Genomic DNA, 20,923 nt, shown 5'->3' with positions numbered 1-20,923 from the left:
TCTTCAATTTAACAAAATCTCCTGCATATATAAGTATTATTAATTTAATTTATAAAAATTATACTTATGATAATCATAATTATTGCTGGATACCTCCAAACACTTACGTACTTAAATAATAAATATATAGCAAAAGGCCCCTGTTTCAAACAGGGGCTCTTTGCTTTTTACTCACTCGCTTCCACGAGTGCTTGTGTATATGGATGTACCGCTTCTTTTAATCGTTTTGATTCGATGGTTTCTACGATTTGTCCGTCTTTCATGACGATGATTCGGTCTGTTACGGCTTGTAATAGTCCGATGTCATGGCTGACGAATACGTAGCCGAAGGGTTGTTCCGTATGGAGTTTTTGTAATAGGTCTAGCACCAGTTTTTGATTCACTGCATCAAGGGCTGATGTAGGTTCATCAAAGAGTACTAGTTTTGGATTCATCAACATTATTCGTGCTAATACAACGCGTTGCAATTGACCGCCGCTGACCTCATGCGGGTATTTGTTAACGATCGTTTCAGGTAGGTCTACATGTTGAATCCACTTACGGATATCGTCCTTTGCTGCCGCTATATCCATAAGCTCATAGTTGATATACGGCTCTAAGAGAAATGCTTCTAAGTTCATTCTCGGTGGAATCACCGCCAAGGGATTTTGGAACATCATCTGCATAGAGCGATATATTTCTGTATGATTTTGAATGGAATGGATTTCCTCACCAAAGAGTCGCAAGGTGCCAGATGTAGGTTTTTCTAGCATAGCAATCAGCCTAAGCAGCGTGCTTTTACCAGAACCACTACCACCAGCAATACCTACCCGTTCATTCTCCACTACAGAAAAAGATACATCATCAACAGCACGAACCGTATGATGGTGGTTTGTATATTGTTTACATAAATGCTCAACTTGAATCATACTACACCACTTTCATTACGGAATCTAACAAGATGCGAGTATACTCATCCTTTGGATGGGCCATGACCTCTTCGGTGGATCCCACTTCAACGAGTTGCCCCTTATTCATAACACCGATGCTATTGGCAATGCGCGCGGCCGCCTTGATATTATGAGTTACAATAATCACCGTTGCCCCAAGAGCCTGCGTTACCTCTTTCATAAGATCCAATACAGAGGCTTGCACCAGCATATCTAAGGCACTAGTCGGTTCGTCAGCAAATACGATACCAGGCTTCAAGATGAGGCTCAAGGCTATTGCTAACCGTTGTTGCATACCACCGCTCAATTGAAACGGATAGGACTGCAAGATACGCTCTCCGTCAGTTAAGTGAACAAGATTAAGCATATCTATAACGCGGCTTACATCATAGCTTTCACCATGAGCACGGAATAAATCTTTGAAGTGATTTTCTACGGTGCGATTTGGATTTAGATAGGCGCTGGGATTTTGAAAGATCATAGAAATCTTCGCGCCCCGCAATTGTCGCCAATCACCATCACTCAATGTAGAAACATCGGTGCCATTTAGCAAAATTTGGCCGCTAATGCTAGCTTGTTTTAACATGCCAAAGGCGGCACGAACTAACGTAGATTTACCAGAGCCGCTTTCACCAACGATGGCAAAGACCTCACCATTGGGCACGGAGAAGGATACATCGCGTACCGCTTGCTCCGCACCATATGAAATTGTAACCTTATCAAATACGATACAATCAGATTTATTCAATAGTAGAATCCTTTGTTAATAAGTAGTAATCGATTGGATGTACCGGTACATTTTTAACTTTTGTAGTAGATACAACTGTTGCACTTGGATACAACAAATAGATATCTGCTACGTCATCAACTAAGATTTGTTGTGCTTGTTTTGCAATATTAGAGCGTTCGTTTTGATCAAATGTTACTGACAATTGGTCGATTAACGCATCTACTTGAGGGTTAGAGTAGCCACCAACGTTTGCTTTCGCACCAGTTTTGTAGAATAAGCTGAGGAACCAGTAAGGATCGTTTGTAGACATAGTCACTACATTGCGTTCTACTAAATCAAAACCATCTGTACCAAGTGTATCTACTTCATCAGGGCTTTGTAATTTCTTAAGAGTTACAGCAATACCTGCTTTTTTCAATTCTTGTTGAATTTCTTCGTATAAGCTTGTGTCTTTACCCCAAATAGCAATAGTAATCGCTAATTCTTTGCCATCTTTTGCATACATGCCGTTTGCATTCTTAGCGTAACCAGCTTGAGTCAAGATTTGGTCAGCTTTTGCTACATCTGTCATCGGTTTATTAGCAATCGCATCATAACCTAAATTGGCAGATGGAGGGAATGGTGCTGCCCCTGGTGTAGAGCCATTGCCGATGATTTTAGCCATGGAATCATAGTTAATGATATGAGCAATAGCGGAACGCACAGCTTTATCATGCAATGGAGATGCTTCTGTGTGGTTTGCTTTCAACATAAACACACGAACGCCAGCAACGTCTTGAATATTAAAACCGTCTTTGAACAAGCTGCGGTTAGCAGAGTCCACTTTTTGAATTACGTCTACGTCTTTAGATTGCAACGCCATAGCGCGTTTGTTATTGTCTTCGATGTCTTTTACAGTTACAGTATCAAGACCTGGTTTGCCACCCCAGTAATCTGCGAAGGCTGCAAGTTCAATTGTTTCACCTTTTTTGAAAGCAGTGATTTTATAAGGGCCTGTAAGAACTGGTTTAGATGCTACATCTTTAAGATCTGCAGTATCCATGATAACAAAAGCAGGTTCAGTCAAGCTAGATAACAAGGAACCATTAGGCTCTGTAGTCTTAATAATCAAGTTTTGACCATCTACTGTGATGGACTCGATTTTAACAGCTTTAGCGGAACGAGCACTTTGTTTCATCGTATACTCAATGGACTCTTTTACCTTTTGAGGTGTCATCGGAGTACCATTGTGGAATTTTACGTTTTCACGGATGTGGAATTTCCATGTTGTAGGGTCTACATTTTCCCAAGAATCTGCCAATTGTGGGGCAAATTTCATATCCGGTGTTACAACGGCTAAGGTTTCACCTGCACCGATACGAGTCAATGTCCACGCATCCCATTCGTGAGTTGGGTCTAATGTTTCACCAAACCAATACAAACCAACATTCATATGCTTCCCTTGTTTGCCATCTTTAGCAGTATCATTGCCACAGCCAACCAAGAGAGCTACCATGCATAGCATGGACAAACATGCTAACAACCAACGTTTCATAATATCTCCTTTAAAATACATTGCCTCGTCGAGGCTTTCACCATAAAAAATCTATACACAGCACGGTTAACGAGATACATCAAGGGCATCGCGCAACGCATCACCAATATAGTTAAATAAAACAACGGTAATAAAAATAGCGAGCCCCGGATAAATTAGCAGCCACGGTGCCGTTTGTAGAAAATCTCGGGAGCTCAACAAGATAGCGCCCCACTCCGGATCCGGCGGTTGTACACCGATGCCGATGAGCGAAAAACTGGCTACCAAAATGATGGCGTCCCCTAAATGTTGAATAATAACGATCACCAACGGTGGCAATACATTCGGCAGAATATAGCGCCACAGAATTCGTAGATTTGAAGCACCTGACATACGAGCAAAGGTAATGTACTCCGCGTAGCGTTCAATCTGTACGAGGCCTCTAGTGATACGGGCATATTCCGCCCATTTCGTAATGCACAAGGAAATGATTACATTCGTTATGCTAGGTCCCATAATACCGATGAAAGCAATGGCAATCACCATGTTCGGGAACCCTAGTACCAAATCAATCAAGCGAGATAACCAACGGTCAATGCTAGGTGTAGAGAATCCTGCTAACCCACCAATAGCGATACCGATGGCCCCACTAATGCCAATGATGGTGAAAGCAATCCCTAAAGAGGCTTTACCACCGTACAGAATACGAGACCACACATCACGACCGAGTTGGTCAGTACCTAATAGATGGGTACTACTAATGTCTTGTAAGCGGTCCGCAATACTCGTCGTTTCAGGATCAAAGGGTGCTATATAGGGAGCACATAAGAAAAATACGATCCACAGAGCTGCTAATACTAACATAGCGTATAAAGTATAGGGCTTTTGTCTATTCATAAGAGCCTCCTTTTATAGCGACTCTTCGCTTCGGATTCAGCCAAACACCCAATACATCAATGATGATATTTATCACGATGAACACCAAGGTAATCCAGATGATATAGCCTTGCATCAATACATAATCGCGAGCCATAATACCCTGCACCATCATGTAGCCGATTCCTTTAATGGAGAATACCGTTTCAATAACGGCAGAACCCCCAAGCATGGCCCCCATGGTTACGCCCATCATAGGCAACAACATAAGTCCCACATGAGGGAATATGTAACGGGTGTAGACCATCCATTCTGGCAAGCCCAATGCTCGCGCCCCCTGTACAAAGGGCTGTCGCGACACTTCTAAAATAGCATTGCGCAATCGACGAATGTAGAGACCACATATCCATAAAGCAAGGGTTACCGCGGGCAATACATAGGCAGAAAAGCCATTGGTATTCGTTATCGACACTAGCTGTAATTTAACACCAAATAAGTACAGTAATAATAAACCGACCCAGAACCCAGGGATTGCTAATGCTAGAAATGTAACGAGACGAACCCCATGATCAATCCATGAGTCTTGATACTTTGCAGATAACATACCGAGCGGTATGGTCACCACTATCCCCATAACAAGAGCTAAGGATACTAGCCCCAAGGTATTAGGCAAGGCGCCACCAAGAATGGTCGCCACTGGTAAAGCGTACAGAATGGACTCACCGAAGTCCCCTTGTACAATTTGACCTAACCAACGTAGGTATTGCTGCCACCAAGGGTCATTGAGACCTAACTGCTCTCGTATCTGTGCAACTACAACTGGATCTGGTGTAGCCCCTACAAGATTAAACTTCATCGACACGGGATCAATAGGAGATAATTTTATCAATACAAATGTACCGATGGTAACAACAAATAAAATACCTACAATACTCACCAAACGCTGTAGTATTAATCGATACAATACATCACCTGCCTTCTTTATCACAAAATAGCTATATTTATATTCTATCAATGTAATACTTAGATAGATATACCCACATGGGTATTTAGAATCATTATCATTATGAAAGTTTTGCATACCAACAAAAACGGCCCCTCATATGAGGAGCCGTTCTATATAAAACCCTTACAGTGTCCATGCGAGTGCTTCACCACAACTCGCATGCCTATCCCATTAGGCCTGGACTTGTATATTATTTTGTATATTATTTTGTATGTTGTTTTGGAGCTACTGTATTAGCAACAATCGCTTTAGCCATGTCACGAGTTACAGGGCGTTCAAAGTACATCCCATGAGTTTGGCCGTCTTTGGTCCAACCTATGAGATATACCATTTTATTGCCACCTTTGAAAATAACCTTTGTGCCGTTTACTTTTTCATTAGCTGTTACACGAAAATCGCTATAATCGCCGCTAATATCTTCTTTTATTTCATTAGATACGCGATACACGATGCGTTTGCCTGCAGCCTGATTACGAGTAGCATCTTCACCAGGTTGGTAAACATAAACCACTTGCAATACATCCTTATCAATAGTACTTACAGATTCAATGTTATAACCTACAGGTAATACCTTAGGCATTTGAGGTGTAATATTCATATATTTAGCCGCTTCATCTACAGTAGAAAACTCATGAAACGGGCTTGGCATGCCAACCATTGGCGCTTCTTGTTGAGCTACCACAGATTTAGGTTGATTCGGTTTTACATCAACAGTACCTTGAGCACCCGCAACAGTATAAGAACCTACACAAGCACAAGCAACAGCCATCAATACAAATTTCTTCAACATGATTATAATCTCCGCTCTTTTACATATACATCTGTACAAACACAACACATGTATTAAGAATATTATAATTTATAAATATATTTTACAAAATATTCTTTATCAAAACTTATTTTATAATTATACCCTAAATGATAGGGAATTTCAAGTAGTTATTTTTGATATAAAATCCTGAGTTCTATATTAGCTACTATACAAACATATATTCAAAATAGATGCTAAGACGCTCATCAGGAGTATCTATGTTTATATATAATCCATCCCTATCTACTATTTGGCAGCAGCTAGGTAATTAAATTTTGGCCCGCTGAGCTTAAACTCAAAGCTAGTTAAATCCACCTCGCCAACACATGCATCGCTATCATAAAGGGTGAGCAAAAAATCTGCGGTCTGTTCACTGCTATGATACTTTTCAAATGAAGCATCGTAATCAAATCCGCTTTTACCTGAAGCTACATCGCAGAACTCGCTTTTAGTAGCAGCAGGCGCTAAGATTTTAGCCTGCATTTTAGCATCTACATCCTGTGCAAGCTCATGATATAAGCCCTCTGTGAAGGCACTTACAAAAAATTTTGTGCCACAATATGGTACTACTCCGGGCGCTAAAAAATATCCACCCACGGAGGAAACATTTATCAACTGTGTTTGTTTACATTTATAATCTCGCACGAATAAACTGGAAAGTATCGCAAGTGCAGTTACATTTAAATCTATCATTTTTACCATTTTTTGAATATCATGATTGCCCATGAATCCAAAATCACCAAAGCCTGCATTATTAATAAGTGCCTTTAACTCATAGCTTTTAAGGTCATCCCAAAGCGCTAAAACGTTTTCGCTACGCGAGAGATCACAAGGTTTTACAATAACGTCTGAATCAGGCGAAATGTTAGCAATCTCGCCTTTCAAATTTTCTAATAATTCTGCTCTACGTGCAATAACGATCAAATTTTCTCCACGGCGTGCAAAAGCTTTTGCCGTAGCTGCTCCTATGCCTGAACTTGCTCCCGTAACAACGATATACTTTTTCATTTTTTATGCCTTTCCTTTATAAATAAGAGTATCCGGCTTTATTGCACTTGCTTTGCCTCCTTAGTTAACATACGAGACCTTTACTCAGCTTCACATTAAATCATAGGATGTCTTATTTCTTATGCACCATAAACCCAGCTGCTTGTTGGTTAGCCATGATTGTGACATCAGAGATTTGTAAGCGTTTAGGTTGGTTTGTTACGTATAGTACAACATCCGCCACATCCTCAGGTTGGATCGCATCAATGCCGGCATAGACAGCTTTAGCTCTTTCCGCATCACCGTGAAAGCGAACTTCACTAAATGGAGTCTCTACAATGCCCGGTTGAATAGTTGTGACCTTAATATCTGTAGCAATCGTATCCATCCGAATACCATCGCTCAACATCTTAACAGCCGCCTTTGTAGCACAGTAAACAGCGCCACCTGGATATGCGTAAATACCAGCCGTAGAGCCCATATTCACGATATGGCCTGCATTTTTACCAATCATATAAGGTAGTACAGCTTTTGTTACATATAAAAGACCTTTCACATTCGTATCGATCATAGTCACTGCATCATCGACAGTACTATCTTGGAAAGGATCTAAACCTTGTGCAAGACCTGCGTTATTTACGAGGATATCAACGCCACCAAAAGCCTCAATTGCTGCTGAAACCTTGCTTTCAACATCCTCACGACTACGCACATCAAGAACCAAAGTCTCAACGCGCACGCCATACTCCTTAGATAAACGAGCCTGTACCTCAGCTAACACCTCAGAGCGACGTCCAGAAATCAAAACATTATCACCATACTTTGCATACGCCTCGGCAATACAAAGACCAATACCAGACGTTGCACCAGTAACAAAAACATTACGAGCCATAAAAACCTCCTTATCAATCCGAACTATATCTATACCCTAATTATACCACTTTAATATATAATGGACTCTAAGCCACCATCCTATACTAATAAAAATGATATGTCGGAGCATTTGTTTATAATACGCTAATACTTGAGCGCTACAACAGCAGTAAGCCAAATAGGGATACCTATTCGAAGCCGCCTTGGGCGCATTTCCCTTCTCTCTAAAATGATATGTCGGCGCAGGTGGTATTTAAAAGAACACATAAAGTGGCATATGGATTAAGGAATATGATAATAAAAAGAGGATACCCTTTCTGAAACCGACTTAGCTCGCTTTGGAGGCTTTCGGGAAGGGTATCCTCTTTCCTTATTGTATTACAATTCTAATGCCACTTTATGCACATCTTTTATTTCAAATGCGCCAACATATCATTTAAAACTTCCATGCAATCCCCCACTATCCCATAGTTAGCGTGTTGGAAAATTTCTGCATTTGGATCGTTGTTGATAGCCACGATTGTGTCAGCACCAGAGATACCGCTCACGTGTTGAATAGCCCCAGAGATACCGAATGCCAAGTATAGTTTAGGGCTTACAGTTTTACCTGTTTGGCCTACTTGGTATGGCAATTCAATCCAACCTTTTTCAACGAGAGGACGTGTAGCACCTACAACGCCGCCGATAGCATCGGCAAGTTCGTAAAGCTTATCAAAGTTTTCTTTAGACCCCATGCCACGACCACCGGCCACAATGATATCCGCTTCTTGAATGTTGTATCCAGCTTTGCTGAACGGAATGAAGTCAAGACGCTTCATGCGAATATCTTCAGGTTTAAGGTCGAATGGTTCAATTTGAATGCGTCCCCAACTATCTGCAATGCGTTCAGGCTTTTTAAATACATTAGGACGGACAGAACCCATTTGTGGGCGATGATTTGGGGAAATAATTTCAGCTAAAATATTTCCCCCCAAGGCAGGGCGTGTCCATTCTACAAGGCCTTCCTCAGTATCTACTGTCAAAATGGTACAGTCAGCTACGACGCCGTTTTTCATGCGACCAGACATACGAGGTGCTAGGTCACGACCATTATTTGTTGCACCAATCAAAAGAATATTAGGCTTATGATCTTCAAAGAAGTCCGTCAAAACCTTTGTATAGCCGTCTGTTGTATAGTATTTCAAAAGAGGGCTTTCAAAAACGTGAACAATATCGGCACCATGTGCCACAAGTTCCTCCGCCTCGGATTGAACATTCTCACCAAGCAGCATAACTTGAACGAGTTGACCCAATTCCTTAGCAATACGGCGAGCTTGACCGATAAGTTCGTACGTAACCGGATGCACTACGTCATCGATGATATCCGCTACGACAAAGACGTCTCTATATTCATCAAAATTTGTCACTCCCATTATCGATCACCTCCTTTGGAACCTTCTTCACCTTTAACAGCTGCTAAAACCTTAAACTCACTGGAGGATACACTTTCAACAGAGGCAGCCCGCTGCACAGGATCTTTTACATCTACGCCCTCATCATTGGTATCTACAGGCTCTTCAACCAGTTCTTCGCTGGGCACTAATAGATGAGAAAACTTTTCTGGCTTGATATTATAGGCCAATTCAAGAATTTTCTTAGCCCCTTCGTCCACGGATGAAAGCATTTCTACCTTGCCCCGAAGCGGTGGTTGGTATACCTTGCGCACACGTGTAGGAGAGCCATTGAGCCCAATACGGCTTTCATCAATATGCGGCATATCTCGCAATGTAATATGCGTAATCGTATACCGTTTGGCATAAATCGAGCTCCAAAGACCGGGTTGACGAGGCTCATTGAGTTCAGCCGTAGCCGTTACCAATAGAGGTAATGGAACTTCCACAATTTCGTAACCATTTTCATGTTCTCGTTTTACAATCGCTTTTTGGGCTGCTTGATCTACTGATAATTCACAAGCATAGGTAGCTTGCGCCATGCCTAGTTCCTCCGCAATTTGAGGCCCTACCTGAGCCGTATCACCATCGATAGCCTGCTTGCCGCAGAAAATGATTTGGAACTCGCGATTCATGGTACGTTGAATATGACGAATGGCAGAGGCAATTGTATAGCTTGTCGCCAATGTATCTGCGCCGCCAAAAGCACGGTCTGTAATGAGCACCGCATCATCTGCACCGAGGGATAAACACTCGCGCAGTGCCGTCTCGGCTTGTGGAGGACCCATAGTAACAACGGTTACACGGCTATCTTCATATTGATCTTTTACCACAAGAGCTGCCTCTAACGCATGCATATCATAAGGGTTTACAATACTAGGCAGACCTGTGCGGATGAGATTATTCGTTTCTGGATCCAGCTTAATCTCAGATGTATCTGGAACCTGTTTGATACATACTAATAACTCCATACACTCACCCCTGTCTAAATTCTACGCCCTTAGCGTTACGCGGATATTTCCAAGTTTTTACGATGGTTTTGCCACAGAGAACACGGCAGGTACCGCATTCAAGGCAACCTGCGAAATCAAATGCTAAATCGCCATTCTCTTGTAATGTATATAAACCAGCAGGACAGCCATTTACGAGTTTCATTTTCTCTTCCAGACCAAAGCCAGCGCCATCCACAATGATATGAGGAGACGTTTCATCTACATAGTATTTATTGGCGCCCAAGCGCTCTTCTAATTTCATAGGGAACGCACCCCTTTCCAAGCATCACGAATCAAGGTAACTAAACCTACATCACTTACACTACTCATCATTTTTTTCATCATTGGCACTGCCCCATCACCGTTTACAGTGAATACATCGCGCATCACATTATTCACAAGAGCTGGATACTCTTTGAATATACGAGGGTTGGATGCGAGGAAGGCAGGCATATTTTTATAAAGTTTCATGTCCTTATATAGCCAAGAATTCTTGATTTGACGTTCATACAATTTAGCAACGCGCTCCATGTTCTCATCGCGCAAGGCTACATTAACTGCATCGGCTGCACACATGCCAGATTCGATGGCGAGGTCCATCCCACGAATGGTATACCCCAAGTTCATACACATGCGCGCTGCATCACCGACGATAACATACCCATTACCACCCAACTTAGGCAATGCTTTAAATCCGCCTTCTGGCACGAGATGCGCACTATGTTCCTTCAATTGACCATTTTTTAATAGTGGTGCGATTCTTGGATGGTTTGTGAAAGCTAACAGCATATCATCTACCGATTTAGTAGCTTTGCCGATATCTTCAAGGCCTACAACCATACCTACGGAAAGGCTGTCTTTATTCGTATAAATAAAGCCACCACCTAATAGGCCATCGGTCATATCGCCCAATGTAAGCCACGCCATCCCCTCATCGCCAGATAGCATAAGGCGATTTTCAAGATCCTCTTTTTTGAGTTTATATACCTCTTTTACCCCTACAGCCATTGTTTTTGGATCTGTAGGGCCTGTAAGACCAGCCTGTTCCAATAATAATGTATTAGAACCTTCTGCGATGACAACTAATTTTGCATATACTTCGTCATCGTGACAGCGAACCCCTATTACGCGGCGATGTTTACCTTCACCTTCGGTAATAAGCTCTGTTACCTGTACATTAGATACGAGGAGAGCCCCTTTTTTCTCTGCCTCTTCTGCTAGCCATTTATCAAATTTAGCACGCAATACTACGTAGGATTCTTCATTAGGTTCACCATCTTCGTAACTATACTCGATGGTAGTCATTTCATTACCTGTGCCTATAGAAATGCGCTCTTTTGTTACCTTTCGTTCCAACGGCGCACGGTCTCTAAAGTCCGGTACAAGACGCTCCAAAGAATGTGTATAGATGCGTCCACCCATCATATTTTTAGCACCTGGTGCGGTTCCACGTTCGATAAGTAAAACTTTTACCCTCTGCTCCGCTAAGCGTAATGCTGCCGCAGAACCCGCTGGCCCTGCGCCAACAACGATAACATCAAATGTTTCATTGCGATCAATTGCCATATACTCAGCTCCTTTAAATGAAAGCTTAGACTTACATAAGTTCATATAGTATATATATTTCTCTATTTAGAACCAAAATACCTTTAAAAATTATCACAGAAAGATGAATATATTCTATATTTTTCAGAAATATATTATAAAAGTCTCTACAGGTTGTATATATACTCATTATATATTAATACTAATGTATACTTTCCGTTCTAGATGAGTGCAATAAAATTCATCAATTCGTGAAATTTATAAGTAAGTCTAGCTTTCACGGTGAAAGTAGCGTATGATAAAAGTAGCAAAAACCCTATACGGAGCAAGACGCGTATAATACGACCGCATAATGCAAGTCCACGGTCAAGGTTGGGAACTCATTATTTTTTAATTAAGAGGAGGCCCTATGGACCCGTTAAAAATCTTGAAAGCATTATCAAATCCGCATCGGTTAGATATTATATTGTGGCTAAAACACCCAGAGAAAGAATTCGGTGTACAAGTACACGCTAATACGCTTATCGACTTTCCATATAGTGTAAGCGTTAAGAGTATACAAAAGCGCTGCGGTGTATCGCAATCTTCTATTTCTACATTTATGAGCATTTTAGAAAATGCTGAACTTGTAGAATCGCGTAAAATCGACCAATATACCTATTTTCGTCGCAACGAAGAGGTTATTCACGAATTTGGCGAATGGTACAACAAAGAAGTATCCATCCAGTCTGATGAAATTGACAAATTATTAGAAACGGTTATCTTAGAAGACACTTCATATCCAGCAACTGAGGAACGCTCCATACCTAGCGAGCAACTGGCAGTCGAAATACGTACTAAGGGACCGCATCATGATGAAGAAAGTAAATAAAAGCCCTTCCCTACTTACCATATCTAGGGAAAAACGAAAAGAGCTATAATTTTGAATATTATAGCTCTTTTTTATGTAATACTATACCATACATAGTATCTATATGACTCATGATGATAACTTACAATGCAAAAAGAGTGCCTTCCCTTTGGGAATGGCACTCTTTACGTTTATACATTTCGTTGTGCTTCGTAAGCTCTGAATAGTTTAGATAATAATTCAGGAGCCAAGCGCAATAGTTCTGGATTTTCACAGAAGGACACGCGCAATTGTGTTTTACCAGGGTTATTATCACCATTTTTACCGCTATAGAAACCATTGAGCGGCGCCATGAGGAGTGTATATTCCTTACCATCATCAAGGCTTACCGCACCGTGTTCAGCACACCAGGAAGCAAATTCCACGCCATCAAAGCCAGGTTTTGCCACCTTTCTCACGTCGATTACAAAGTAAATAGATGCTTCAGGACGGGATACGATGAAGTCTGGTTCTACCTCTTTAAAGCCTTTGTGGAGTTCAAAGATCATTTGACGATAGTAGTCGCGTTGTTGCTCATACCAATTGTGCAACTGCGCATAGGACTCATGCTTCAATGCGCCAAAGATATATTGTCCCAAGGTGTTAGCGCTAAGGTTTGCCGTATATTCCGCAACAGATTTTTCATAGCATAATTTATTATCCGTAATGATGGCTCCAATGCGAAGCCCACACGCATTCCAAACCTTACTGGCCGTTTCAAGGCTAATACGGCGACCTTCGATGCCAGGCACATCTTTATCGGTTAAGGCCCAAATGCTGGATGTTTCTTTTCCCTTTTCATAAGCCAATTCACGGTACGCTTCGTCAGAGATAATCCATAAATTATGTTTAACGCACAATTTAGTATATTCAATAAGCGTTTCCTTGCTAAATAATTGACCAGTCGGATTGTCATAAGGAATGATGAGCAACGCACCAGGTTTGGTGTCGATAATGCGCTTCTCTACAGTCTCTACGGATGGCAATTCAAACTCACCATTTTCATTGAGCTCCCGTTCTACTGTTACTGTTTTACGGCCTATGCGAAGACCTACTGCATCATAATTTGTATAAGAAGGATTGAACATCAAGAGAGGACGTTCCTCTTCGCCTGCACCACCACATACGCCAAGCATGATAATTTCCATCGCCATTGATGCACCGTCTGTCACGAGTACATCAAGACCTGTCGTATCAAAACCTTGACTGCGCAAAATGTGTAAAAACGCTTCACGACACTCATCAGTGCCCGTAGTTGGCACATATGGCACAATACCATTGTGGAACGGGCTATTGACACCACCCAAATCAAACAACCTACGCTGCATGGCGGGATGCATAGGACGCATTACATTGCCAATAGAACCATTCACCAAGATAGGTGGGTTCTTACGTTCCAAGAATTTAATTTGTCCTAGGCGAATGCCAGACGGCTTGCGAGCCATCATATACGGCGATAATTCTGGTTGTTTCATTTCGATCCAACTCCTCTAAAAATCAACCTTCTCCATGGAAAGGTTTTGATAACTGTGAAAGTAACAAAACATTTACTATACAAGCAAATATACGTTTACATCACAAAACATAAACTATGAATACCTATAGATAGATACATAATATTATAGAGCTTTTACTATAGAAAATCTATAGTTTTATAACATATACTTATTTACCTATACCCAATTTATCGGTTATTGAAAATAACTCTCATGGTGCTTAGTGCGGTCTCAATATACCATCAAAAACTATAATAAAAATGAAAGAGCCCCATGAGAGGCTCTTTCACCATGATATAGATTACATTTTGAAACTATACAAATAACTATGATGTAATTGTCAATTATTAGTATAGCTTTATAATCGAACCATTGCAGTAGTTGCATCTATTAGCCATTGTAGTAGTTATACCCATTAGATAGTCACTTCTACACCTAGACGGAAGTTGCGACCTTGACCTGGCCACCAGTCACCAGGGTTGCCCCAACGAACGCTAGATTGTTCTGCATAGTATGTATCAAAGATATTGTTGATACGACCAAATATAGTAACATTTTCGCGTACCCGATAGTTAGCGCTGATATCAGCCAACCAGTACGTTTTACGAGGGAATACATTATCTGCAGGGCCAGGACGGTTGATGATACCGCGGATATCCAAATGAGCATCCCATTTAGCATCGTTGTAATCAAGGCCTGCATTAACAGCATGTTTTGGTACATACCCATCGCGATTTGCTTTGCGAGTTGGTGTCGCATCAATATGAGTATACGTATAGCCAAGGCGTGCGGACAAGTGGTTCGTCAATTGTTTGCGCACATCAGCATTGATGCCTCGAGCTTTTTCAGTGTCAAAATTGCGATATTGACCTGTAAAGTTTGCTGGATCAGTCATAACCCAACCGATTTTATCCTTCGTACTACGGCTGAAGAAGCTAAGATTACTATTCCATGTTTTACCGAATTTGTGGTGTACACCTAAATCAAATTCATGACCTGTTTCAGGTTTCAAGTTGCGGTTGCCATTGAAGCCATCAAATAATTGGTACGGTGTAGGTGCCAAGAAGTACTCTTTATACGCAGCATACACATTTGTCTTCTCATTTACATCATAGCCGAGACTGATGGATGGAGATGTATGCGTACCGAAGGAGGAATGATGGTCAACGCGGATACCAGGTGTTACAGTCCACTTAGGAGCAAATTTCCATTCATCTTGAATGAAGTAAGATGTATTCGTAAGCTTCACGCCGCCCATATTAAGCACCTTATCTTGTCTCCAATCAAAGCCGCCTACTACAGTATGGTCTTTTGCTTTATACGTAACTTGATCCCCAATACCACGAGTCTTCACATCCGTTAAGTACCCATCGTATGTTGTTTTATAATGATTGTTCATCAAGTATAATTGATGGCTCCAACGATTGCTGATTTTGTTCTTCCAAATCGCGCGTAAGGAATCATTCGCTTCATTACCATAACGAATATGGTTGAGGGCACCCAAATGGTCGGAATACATTACATCACCACGATATGTATCGTAAGATATTTTTACATCGTTCTTATCATTGATTTTATTGCCCACCATGAAAGATGCAGTGTGGCTATTGCCATGTTGCGGAACGCGCACGCCATGACCATCTTTATAGGAACCAATAATATCTTTTTGTACGCCTACACGCCAATACCAATCATTTTGGCTACCTTCGTTGGTAATTGCGTATTGCTCTAAATCATTGCTGCCACCCATCACGCGAAGCTTAGTTTGTACACCTTGCTCAGGTTTTGCAGTGATTACATTTACTACACCACCGATGGCGCCGGAACCATACAATGTAGAACCTGCACCACGTTGGACTTCAATGCGATCAATACTGGACATATCTTTCAAAATAGTCATCGGCGGATTCACACCTGCTGCGCCCATATTGATGCCGTCTACCAAATACAATACTTGGTCAGACCCATTGATGCGGAATGCATTGGAGTTCGTGTAACCTACGCCACCACCATACGTATTAATATCTACGCCCGGTACGATGTTCAAGGCTTCGTTCATATTCGTAGCATGGCGCTCACGAATATCGTCACCTGTTACTACGCCTACACTAGCTGGCACTTCTGAAAGCTGTTGTTCACTACGAGTCGCCGTAACAACAATGGTATGCGCTTCTTTCGCATCACCAGCATCAACAGCTAATACACTAGGTGCACTCAATGTGCTACCAAATACGAGAGCTAACCCTACGTACATGGATAATCGTTGCATTCTTGATACTTTCATAAAAACCTCCACACACACTAAATCACTTGTCATATATATTTTGTGCCATAGAAACCATTGCACGAGTCATAAATTGAGAATAACTCATGACCTGCGAGGAATCTACGAGGAACACACGACGATTGGCGATGGCCTTAACCCCCTGCAAAGCAGGGTCAGAATAGAGTTGTTCTGCCGTTGCTGGCGTAGTGCCATCCGAGGTATAAGCTACCGATGGGATGATGATAATGTCTGGATTCGCTTTAATTAAATCCTCTCGCGTCCCATTATCAAAAGGCCCCAAGCCTAATTGGGCGGCCGCATTGGTAACCTTCAGATATTTAGTCATATCATCAAAGGTTGACCCTTTGCCACCGGTTAAACCAAATTGCGTATAAAATGCTACTACAGGGCGTTCACCGGTATGTTTATTTGCTAACTCTTCGACAGTTTTCAAATCTGCATCCATGCTAGCAATCATCTTTTCATCCGAAGCGTGTAAGAGTCCTGCAATTTCATGGATAACTGCTTTTGCTTCTTCTACCGTAGTCGGAGTCTTATAGACGTAAACGGGAATCTGCATATTCCGCATTTCCCCAATTGCATCTGGAGATATCCAGTTTGGAACTAATACTAAATCAGGTTGTACTGAAAGCATGGATTCAGCAGTTGCTTTCACATGCGTCCCCACCTTGGCAGACTCGTCAGGCACATTGTTAGGCACGGTACCAACGGCTGCTACTCGGCTCGGATTAACCAAAGATAACACTATATCCTCTGTACTGGCAGCAATAGGGACGATTCGCTTCGGCTCACTAGGCACCGTAACAGTTACACCAGTGCCATCCGTAACTTGATGTGTCGTGCCCGTAGTCCCCGTCTGCGTAGGACCACAACCGACCACTAGAAGTACCATCATTACTATGGTACATATAATAGATATTCTGTGCTTCATACTAACGACCTTCTATAACCCCTTCCATGGAAATAAATAATGATTGCAAATCCTGTAATATTTCAGGCGATGCATTCCAATAGCCACGTTGAGAAGCCTCTAGCAAGGTTTCTGTAATGCGCTGTAAGGCCCAAGGATTTACATTGCGCATCCAGTCTTGTACTGTCTTGTCTAAAGCATACTTATTAGCATACCCTTCATAGACCCAGTCTGGTACGACATCACTCGTAGCATCCCAACCAAAGGTATGGGATACGACATTCGACATATCCGATGCCCCTTTGTAGCCATGTTTCATCATGGCTTGAATAAATTTAGGGTTCTGCGTTTCCCCTTGCACGACGCGGCGAATTTCGTCACCTAAGGGCCTCATCACAACACGACTGCGGTCTGAGCTATCCCCCACATAGGCGCGCGGCGCACTGCCCTTTGCGGTGCGCACCGCCGCAATGAGACCACCGTGATAACTATAATAATCATCAGCACTCATAATATGGGTTTCTCGATTATCTTCGTTCTTAATGGTCACATCCATCGTGGTTAATCGACGTTGGAATAGCCTCATGTCCTGAGGAATGTCCTTGTGCAGATGAAAGCTACTCCACTTGCTGTAAACTTGAGCAATATCTTGTACGGATTCCCAGTTTTTGCCTTCAATCAAGGCTCCCACACCCGTGCCATAAGCTTGGGGCGGATCACCAAAGATACGGAGTCTAGCCTTTTTAAGGGCCAACATAGGGTCTTCACCTTGCTCAACGAGCCAATCCACATCATCGTGAATATGCTTTTTCACGTAGTTATCTTCCAAGGACTCGTCTAGTTCTGCCACCATTTCAACGGCTTTATCAAGCCAGCCAATGGCAGTAGGCATCATATCTCGAATGAGGCCACTGATGCGGCCCATCACATCGATGCGAGGGCGCTGCAATTCCTCTAAAGGAATCACTTCTAAACCTGACACGCGACCGCCCGATTGCCATTTAGGTCGAACTCCTAACAAGTAAAGGAACTCACCCAAGCACTGACCATGACTTCTAGAATTGCTCGTAGCCCATAGGATGATGCCAATCGTCTCAGGATACCGTTGTTCATTCAAAATATAATCAGCGATAACTTGATCTGCTAACTCTATGCCTAATTGATAGGCTATCTTCGTCGGTAAAGCTCTTTCATCTAAACCATAGAAGTTACGCCCCGTAGGCAGTACGTCGACTTGACCGCTCGAGGGGGCTCCACCTGGACCGGGCTCTACATATCTGCCCTGTAAGGCATTTGAAATAGAGGTTAGCTCGTTCTTGGTGTCACGTAATTTTGGAATATACTCTCGAACGATCGCATTCGCCAAAGGTTCTAACCGTTCGGGCACTGTATAATCTGGTATATTGATCACATGCCTTACAAAGCTACGCAATTCATTCCAAATTCGATCTATGGTAACACTATATCGTATACCATCTGAATGAATTTCGCCAGCATGTTCCGCCATATAAGACCAATCATAACCTAATTCTTCTGCGATGGTGGCAAGGCCTGACGCGATTTCACCTTGAGGAGTGCTTACAATAGCAGTAATAAACTCTTCTAATGCTTCCCCTTCAGGACCTTGCCCCAAGATGTGCAAACCATTGCGCATCTGCATATGTTTCAAGTCGCTCAGCTTTTCGTGGACCTCTGTAATTATATCGTCCACCGTCATGGTAGAACCTCGTTCTTTATCGATGAGATGGCACTCCATGGCCTTTTCTCGAATCACTTCACCTAGAGTAGAGACACTTTCAGGATGTTCCCGCTCAAAATGACTATGTTCATCGAGTAAGGCCTCTAATTCTTCGAACTCATCATAGAGGCCCGCTGTCGTCATCGGCGGCGACAAGTGACCCACTAAGCAAGCCGAACTACGCCGCTTGGCTTGTATGCCTTCCCCAATAATGGTTGTCCAATACGGGTAAATATTTGGCAAACTGGAAATGCCGATTTCCGGATAACAACTAGCGCTGAGTCCAGCCCCCTTACCGGGCAGCCATTCTAGAGAGCCATGGGTACCAACATGGATAACTGCATCAGCTTCAAAGACATCGCGCACCCAGTGATAAAACGCTAAGTATTGATGTGGTGGAGGCAAGCAAGGATCGTGATAAATGGCCGATACATTCTCCCCAAATCCACGGGGTGGCTGTACCGTAATCCACAGATTGCCATTGGAGAAACCTGGGATAATCACGTCATCATCGTAGACGAATACATCCCCTGGGGCTTCGCCCCAAGATTTAACCATTGCTGTCTGCGTATCTTCCGGCAGCGTAGCAAAATATGCTTTGTAATCATCACTACTTAACCGACCTTCTGCAGAGGCTAGCAGTTCATCGGTGAGCATGGAGCGGTCATTCGTCATATGAGACGTTACCACATCCATCAAGTCTGCACTTGTTTCTGGCACCGTGTCGATGGTATAACCTTCCGCCTTCATATCTCGTAATAACCGTAGCACCGACTCAGGTGTATCAAGACCTGCGGCAGAGCCAATGTTGGAGTTCTTAGGCGGATAGTTATGTAATATAACGGCCACTTTTCGCTCCGATACAGGGATATGGCGCAATGTAGACCATTTAATAGCTCGTTGTACAATAGCAGCGATGCGTTCTTTCACAGGCAAGTACACATAGTGTCCACGCTCATCATAGGTTTGGCATGCCACAACACCGCCTTGAATAACCCCATCTAGCTCAGGCTGAGATATAGATAAATTCACGTCTAAAGGTGTTACACCTTGTGGATTCTCGGCCCAAGATTTCTCATCCATGTATATGGTATAACCCTGAACGATAGGAACATCCTGTAGCTTTAACTCCTCCAAGGTTTGAGCACCTAAGGACTGAAAGGAAAATTTACAAGTATTTATGAGCACATCAAAGGGGAATTCATCCTTCCCAAAAAGATGGTTCATGGACAGCTTCATATTCGGAATACCTACGCGCGGATTCGAGCCATACTGACCATAAAAGATAATCGGATTGTACTGATGTTTGTAAATCTCTTCAAATAAGGCCTGTTGATACTCAATATCCCCCATGATCCATTCGTCACGGTAAAAGTAGACCGCTATAGATGGCCAATCTCGATGCCCTTCTGCTTCCATAAACTCATCATAGGTTTCGTAGATATTGCCTTCTCGACCCATGACGGCTTGCCAAGGAATAGGATCTGGCTCTTCCCATTCAGAGGTAGGTTTTGTACTGAAAGCACCGTTGATTAAGCGTACATAATTCATGACCCCACTAGTTCGGCGGTAGCTTTCAAGAAGTACCCGTTTATCCTCATCCAAATTGCGATATAAAATATCTGTTTTCTTAGGTTCTACTACATCAATCCAGTATTTAGGATGATGTGCATATAACCAGCGTTCCAGACGTTCTAAGAAGGGCGAGTCTAAACCAACCCCCATATTCGTTACCAGAACTACATCGGCAGCGCGTAAGCGACTTTCAAAGTCAGCATCCCATTGAGGAGGCTTTTTCATATTGCAAAGGTCCACCTCGCCCTGTAAGAGTTCCGGGTAAGTAGCAACAGCTTTTTCTATATATTGGATTTGTTTTCCTAAATTAGAAATATACAGGAGTCGACTCATGAT

17 protein-coding genes are annotated in these 20,923 nt (G+C 42.5%); 1 reads left to right on the top strand and 16 read right to left on the bottom strand.

The window, feature by feature from the left end; all coding sequences use genetic code 11:
- Positions 1-167 precede the first annotated feature (167 nt).
- From FNLLGLLA_RS00400 to FNLLGLLA_RS00345, 12 genes are all read right to left on the bottom strand, one after another.
- The gene (locus FNLLGLLA_RS00400; protein WP_118091132.1) at positions 168-908 is read right to left on the bottom strand and encodes an ABC transporter ATP-binding protein; all 741 of its coding nucleotides are present in this window, start codon (positions 906-908) and stop codon (positions 168-170) included.
- Position 909: 1 nt separating this feature from the next.
- Positions 910-1,677 (bottom strand): ABC transporter ATP-binding protein, encoded by a 768-nt coding sequence (locus FNLLGLLA_RS00395; RefSeq protein ID WP_118091133.1) that lies wholly within the window; start codon positions 1,675-1,677, stop codon positions 910-912.
- On the bottom strand, positions 1,670-3,193 hold the full coding sequence (locus FNLLGLLA_RS00390) for an ABC transporter substrate-binding protein (RefSeq protein WP_004697952.1): 1,524 nt from the start codon (positions 3,191-3,193) through the stop codon (positions 1,670-1,672). Before FNLLGLLA_RS00390 ends, FNLLGLLA_RS00395 begins: the two co-directional genes overlap by 8 nt.
- 66 nt (positions 3,194-3,259) lie before the next feature.
- Positions 3,260-4,069 carry an ABC transporter permease gene (locus FNLLGLLA_RS00385; protein WP_004697655.1) on the bottom strand — a complete coding sequence of 270 codons (810 nt, stop codon included), beginning with the start codon at positions 4,067-4,069 and terminating at the stop codon, positions 3,260-3,262.
- Complete coding sequence (locus FNLLGLLA_RS00380; RefSeq protein WP_174892134.1) at positions 4,062-5,012, bottom strand: ABC transporter permease; 951 nt, start codon at positions 5,010-5,012, stop codon at positions 4,062-4,064. The genes FNLLGLLA_RS00385 and FNLLGLLA_RS00380 overlap by 8 nt, the downstream gene beginning before the upstream one ends.
- A gap of 244 nt (positions 5,013-5,256) precedes the next feature.
- Positions 5,257-5,844: a hypothetical protein gene (locus FNLLGLLA_RS00375; RefSeq protein ID WP_118091134.1), complete on the bottom strand. Its 588-nt coding sequence runs from the start codon at positions 5,842-5,844 to the stop codon at positions 5,257-5,259.
- A gap of 267 nt (positions 5,845-6,111) precedes the next feature.
- Positions 6,112-6,873: an SDR family NAD(P)-dependent oxidoreductase gene (locus tag FNLLGLLA_RS00370; protein WP_118091135.1), complete on the bottom strand. Its 762-nt coding sequence runs from the start codon at positions 6,871-6,873 to the stop codon at positions 6,112-6,114.
- A gap of 112 nt (positions 6,874-6,985) precedes the next feature.
- Entirely contained in the window at positions 6,986-7,744 is a 759-nt protein-coding gene (locus tag FNLLGLLA_RS00365; RefSeq protein ID WP_118091136.1) for an SDR family NAD(P)-dependent oxidoreductase, read from the bottom strand.
- A 391-nt stretch (positions 7,745-8,135) separates the two neighbouring features.
- Positions 8,136-9,137, bottom strand: coding sequence for an electron transfer flavoprotein subunit alpha/FixB family protein (locus tag FNLLGLLA_RS00360; RefSeq protein ID WP_174892133.1), 1,002 nt, complete (start codon positions 9,135-9,137; stop codon positions 8,136-8,138).
- The gene (locus tag FNLLGLLA_RS00355; protein WP_174892132.1) at positions 9,137-10,126 is read right to left on the bottom strand and encodes an electron transfer flavoprotein subunit beta/FixA family protein; all 990 of its coding nucleotides are present in this window, start codon (positions 10,124-10,126) and stop codon (positions 9,137-9,139) included. Before FNLLGLLA_RS00355 ends, FNLLGLLA_RS00360 begins: the two co-directional genes overlap by 1 nt.
- 4 nt (positions 10,127-10,130) lie before the next feature.
- Positions 10,131-10,409, bottom strand: coding sequence for a ferredoxin family protein (locus FNLLGLLA_RS00350; protein ID WP_174892131.1), 279 nt, complete (start codon positions 10,407-10,409; stop codon positions 10,131-10,133).
- Entirely contained in the window at positions 10,406-11,713 is a 1,308-nt protein-coding gene (locus FNLLGLLA_RS00345; protein WP_174892130.1) for an FAD-dependent oxidoreductase, read from the bottom strand. Before FNLLGLLA_RS00345 ends, FNLLGLLA_RS00350 begins: the two co-directional genes overlap by 4 nt.
- 388 nt (positions 11,714-12,101) lie before the next feature.
- Here FNLLGLLA_RS00345 and FNLLGLLA_RS00340 point away from each other — a divergent pair, with 388 nt between their 5' ends.
- Entirely contained in the window at positions 12,102-12,563 is a 462-nt protein-coding gene (locus tag FNLLGLLA_RS00340) for an ArsR/SmtB family transcription factor (protein ID WP_174892129.1), read from the top strand.
- Positions 12,564-12,733: 170 nt separating this feature from the next.
- Here FNLLGLLA_RS00340 and FNLLGLLA_RS00335 read toward each other — a convergent pair whose 3' ends face one another.
- From FNLLGLLA_RS00335 to cobN, 4 genes are all read right to left on the bottom strand, one after another.
- A complete protein-coding gene (locus FNLLGLLA_RS00335; RefSeq protein ID WP_008603324.1) occupies positions 12,734-14,056 on the bottom strand; it encodes a pyridoxal phosphate-dependent aminotransferase in 1,323 nt (440 codons plus the stop codon).
- A 436-nt stretch (positions 14,057-14,492) separates the two neighbouring features.
- Positions 14,493-16,361 carry a TonB-dependent receptor plug domain-containing protein gene (locus tag FNLLGLLA_RS00330; RefSeq protein WP_128114107.1) on the bottom strand — a complete coding sequence of 623 codons (1,869 nt, stop codon included), beginning with the start codon at positions 16,359-16,361 and terminating at the stop codon, positions 14,493-14,495.
- A gap of 22 nt (positions 16,362-16,383) precedes the next feature.
- The gene (locus tag FNLLGLLA_RS00325) at positions 16,384-17,295 is read right to left on the bottom strand and encodes an ABC transporter substrate-binding protein (RefSeq protein WP_105086788.1); all 912 of its coding nucleotides are present in this window, start codon (positions 17,293-17,295) and stop codon (positions 16,384-16,386) included.
- 1 nt (position 17,296) lies between these two features.
- Entirely contained in the window at positions 17,297-20,920 is a 3,624-nt protein-coding gene (gene cobN, locus FNLLGLLA_RS00320) for a cobaltochelatase subunit CobN (protein ID WP_174892128.1), read from the bottom strand.
- Positions 20,921-20,923: the final 3 nt, after the last annotated feature.

It is taken from the genome of Veillonella parvula, assembly GCF_902810435.1.
Classification (GTDB): Bacteria; Bacillota; Negativicutes; order Veillonellales; family Veillonellaceae; genus Veillonella.
Note: the sequence above shows the minus strand (reverse complement) of the source record. Positions and strands in the feature narration are given on the sequence as shown.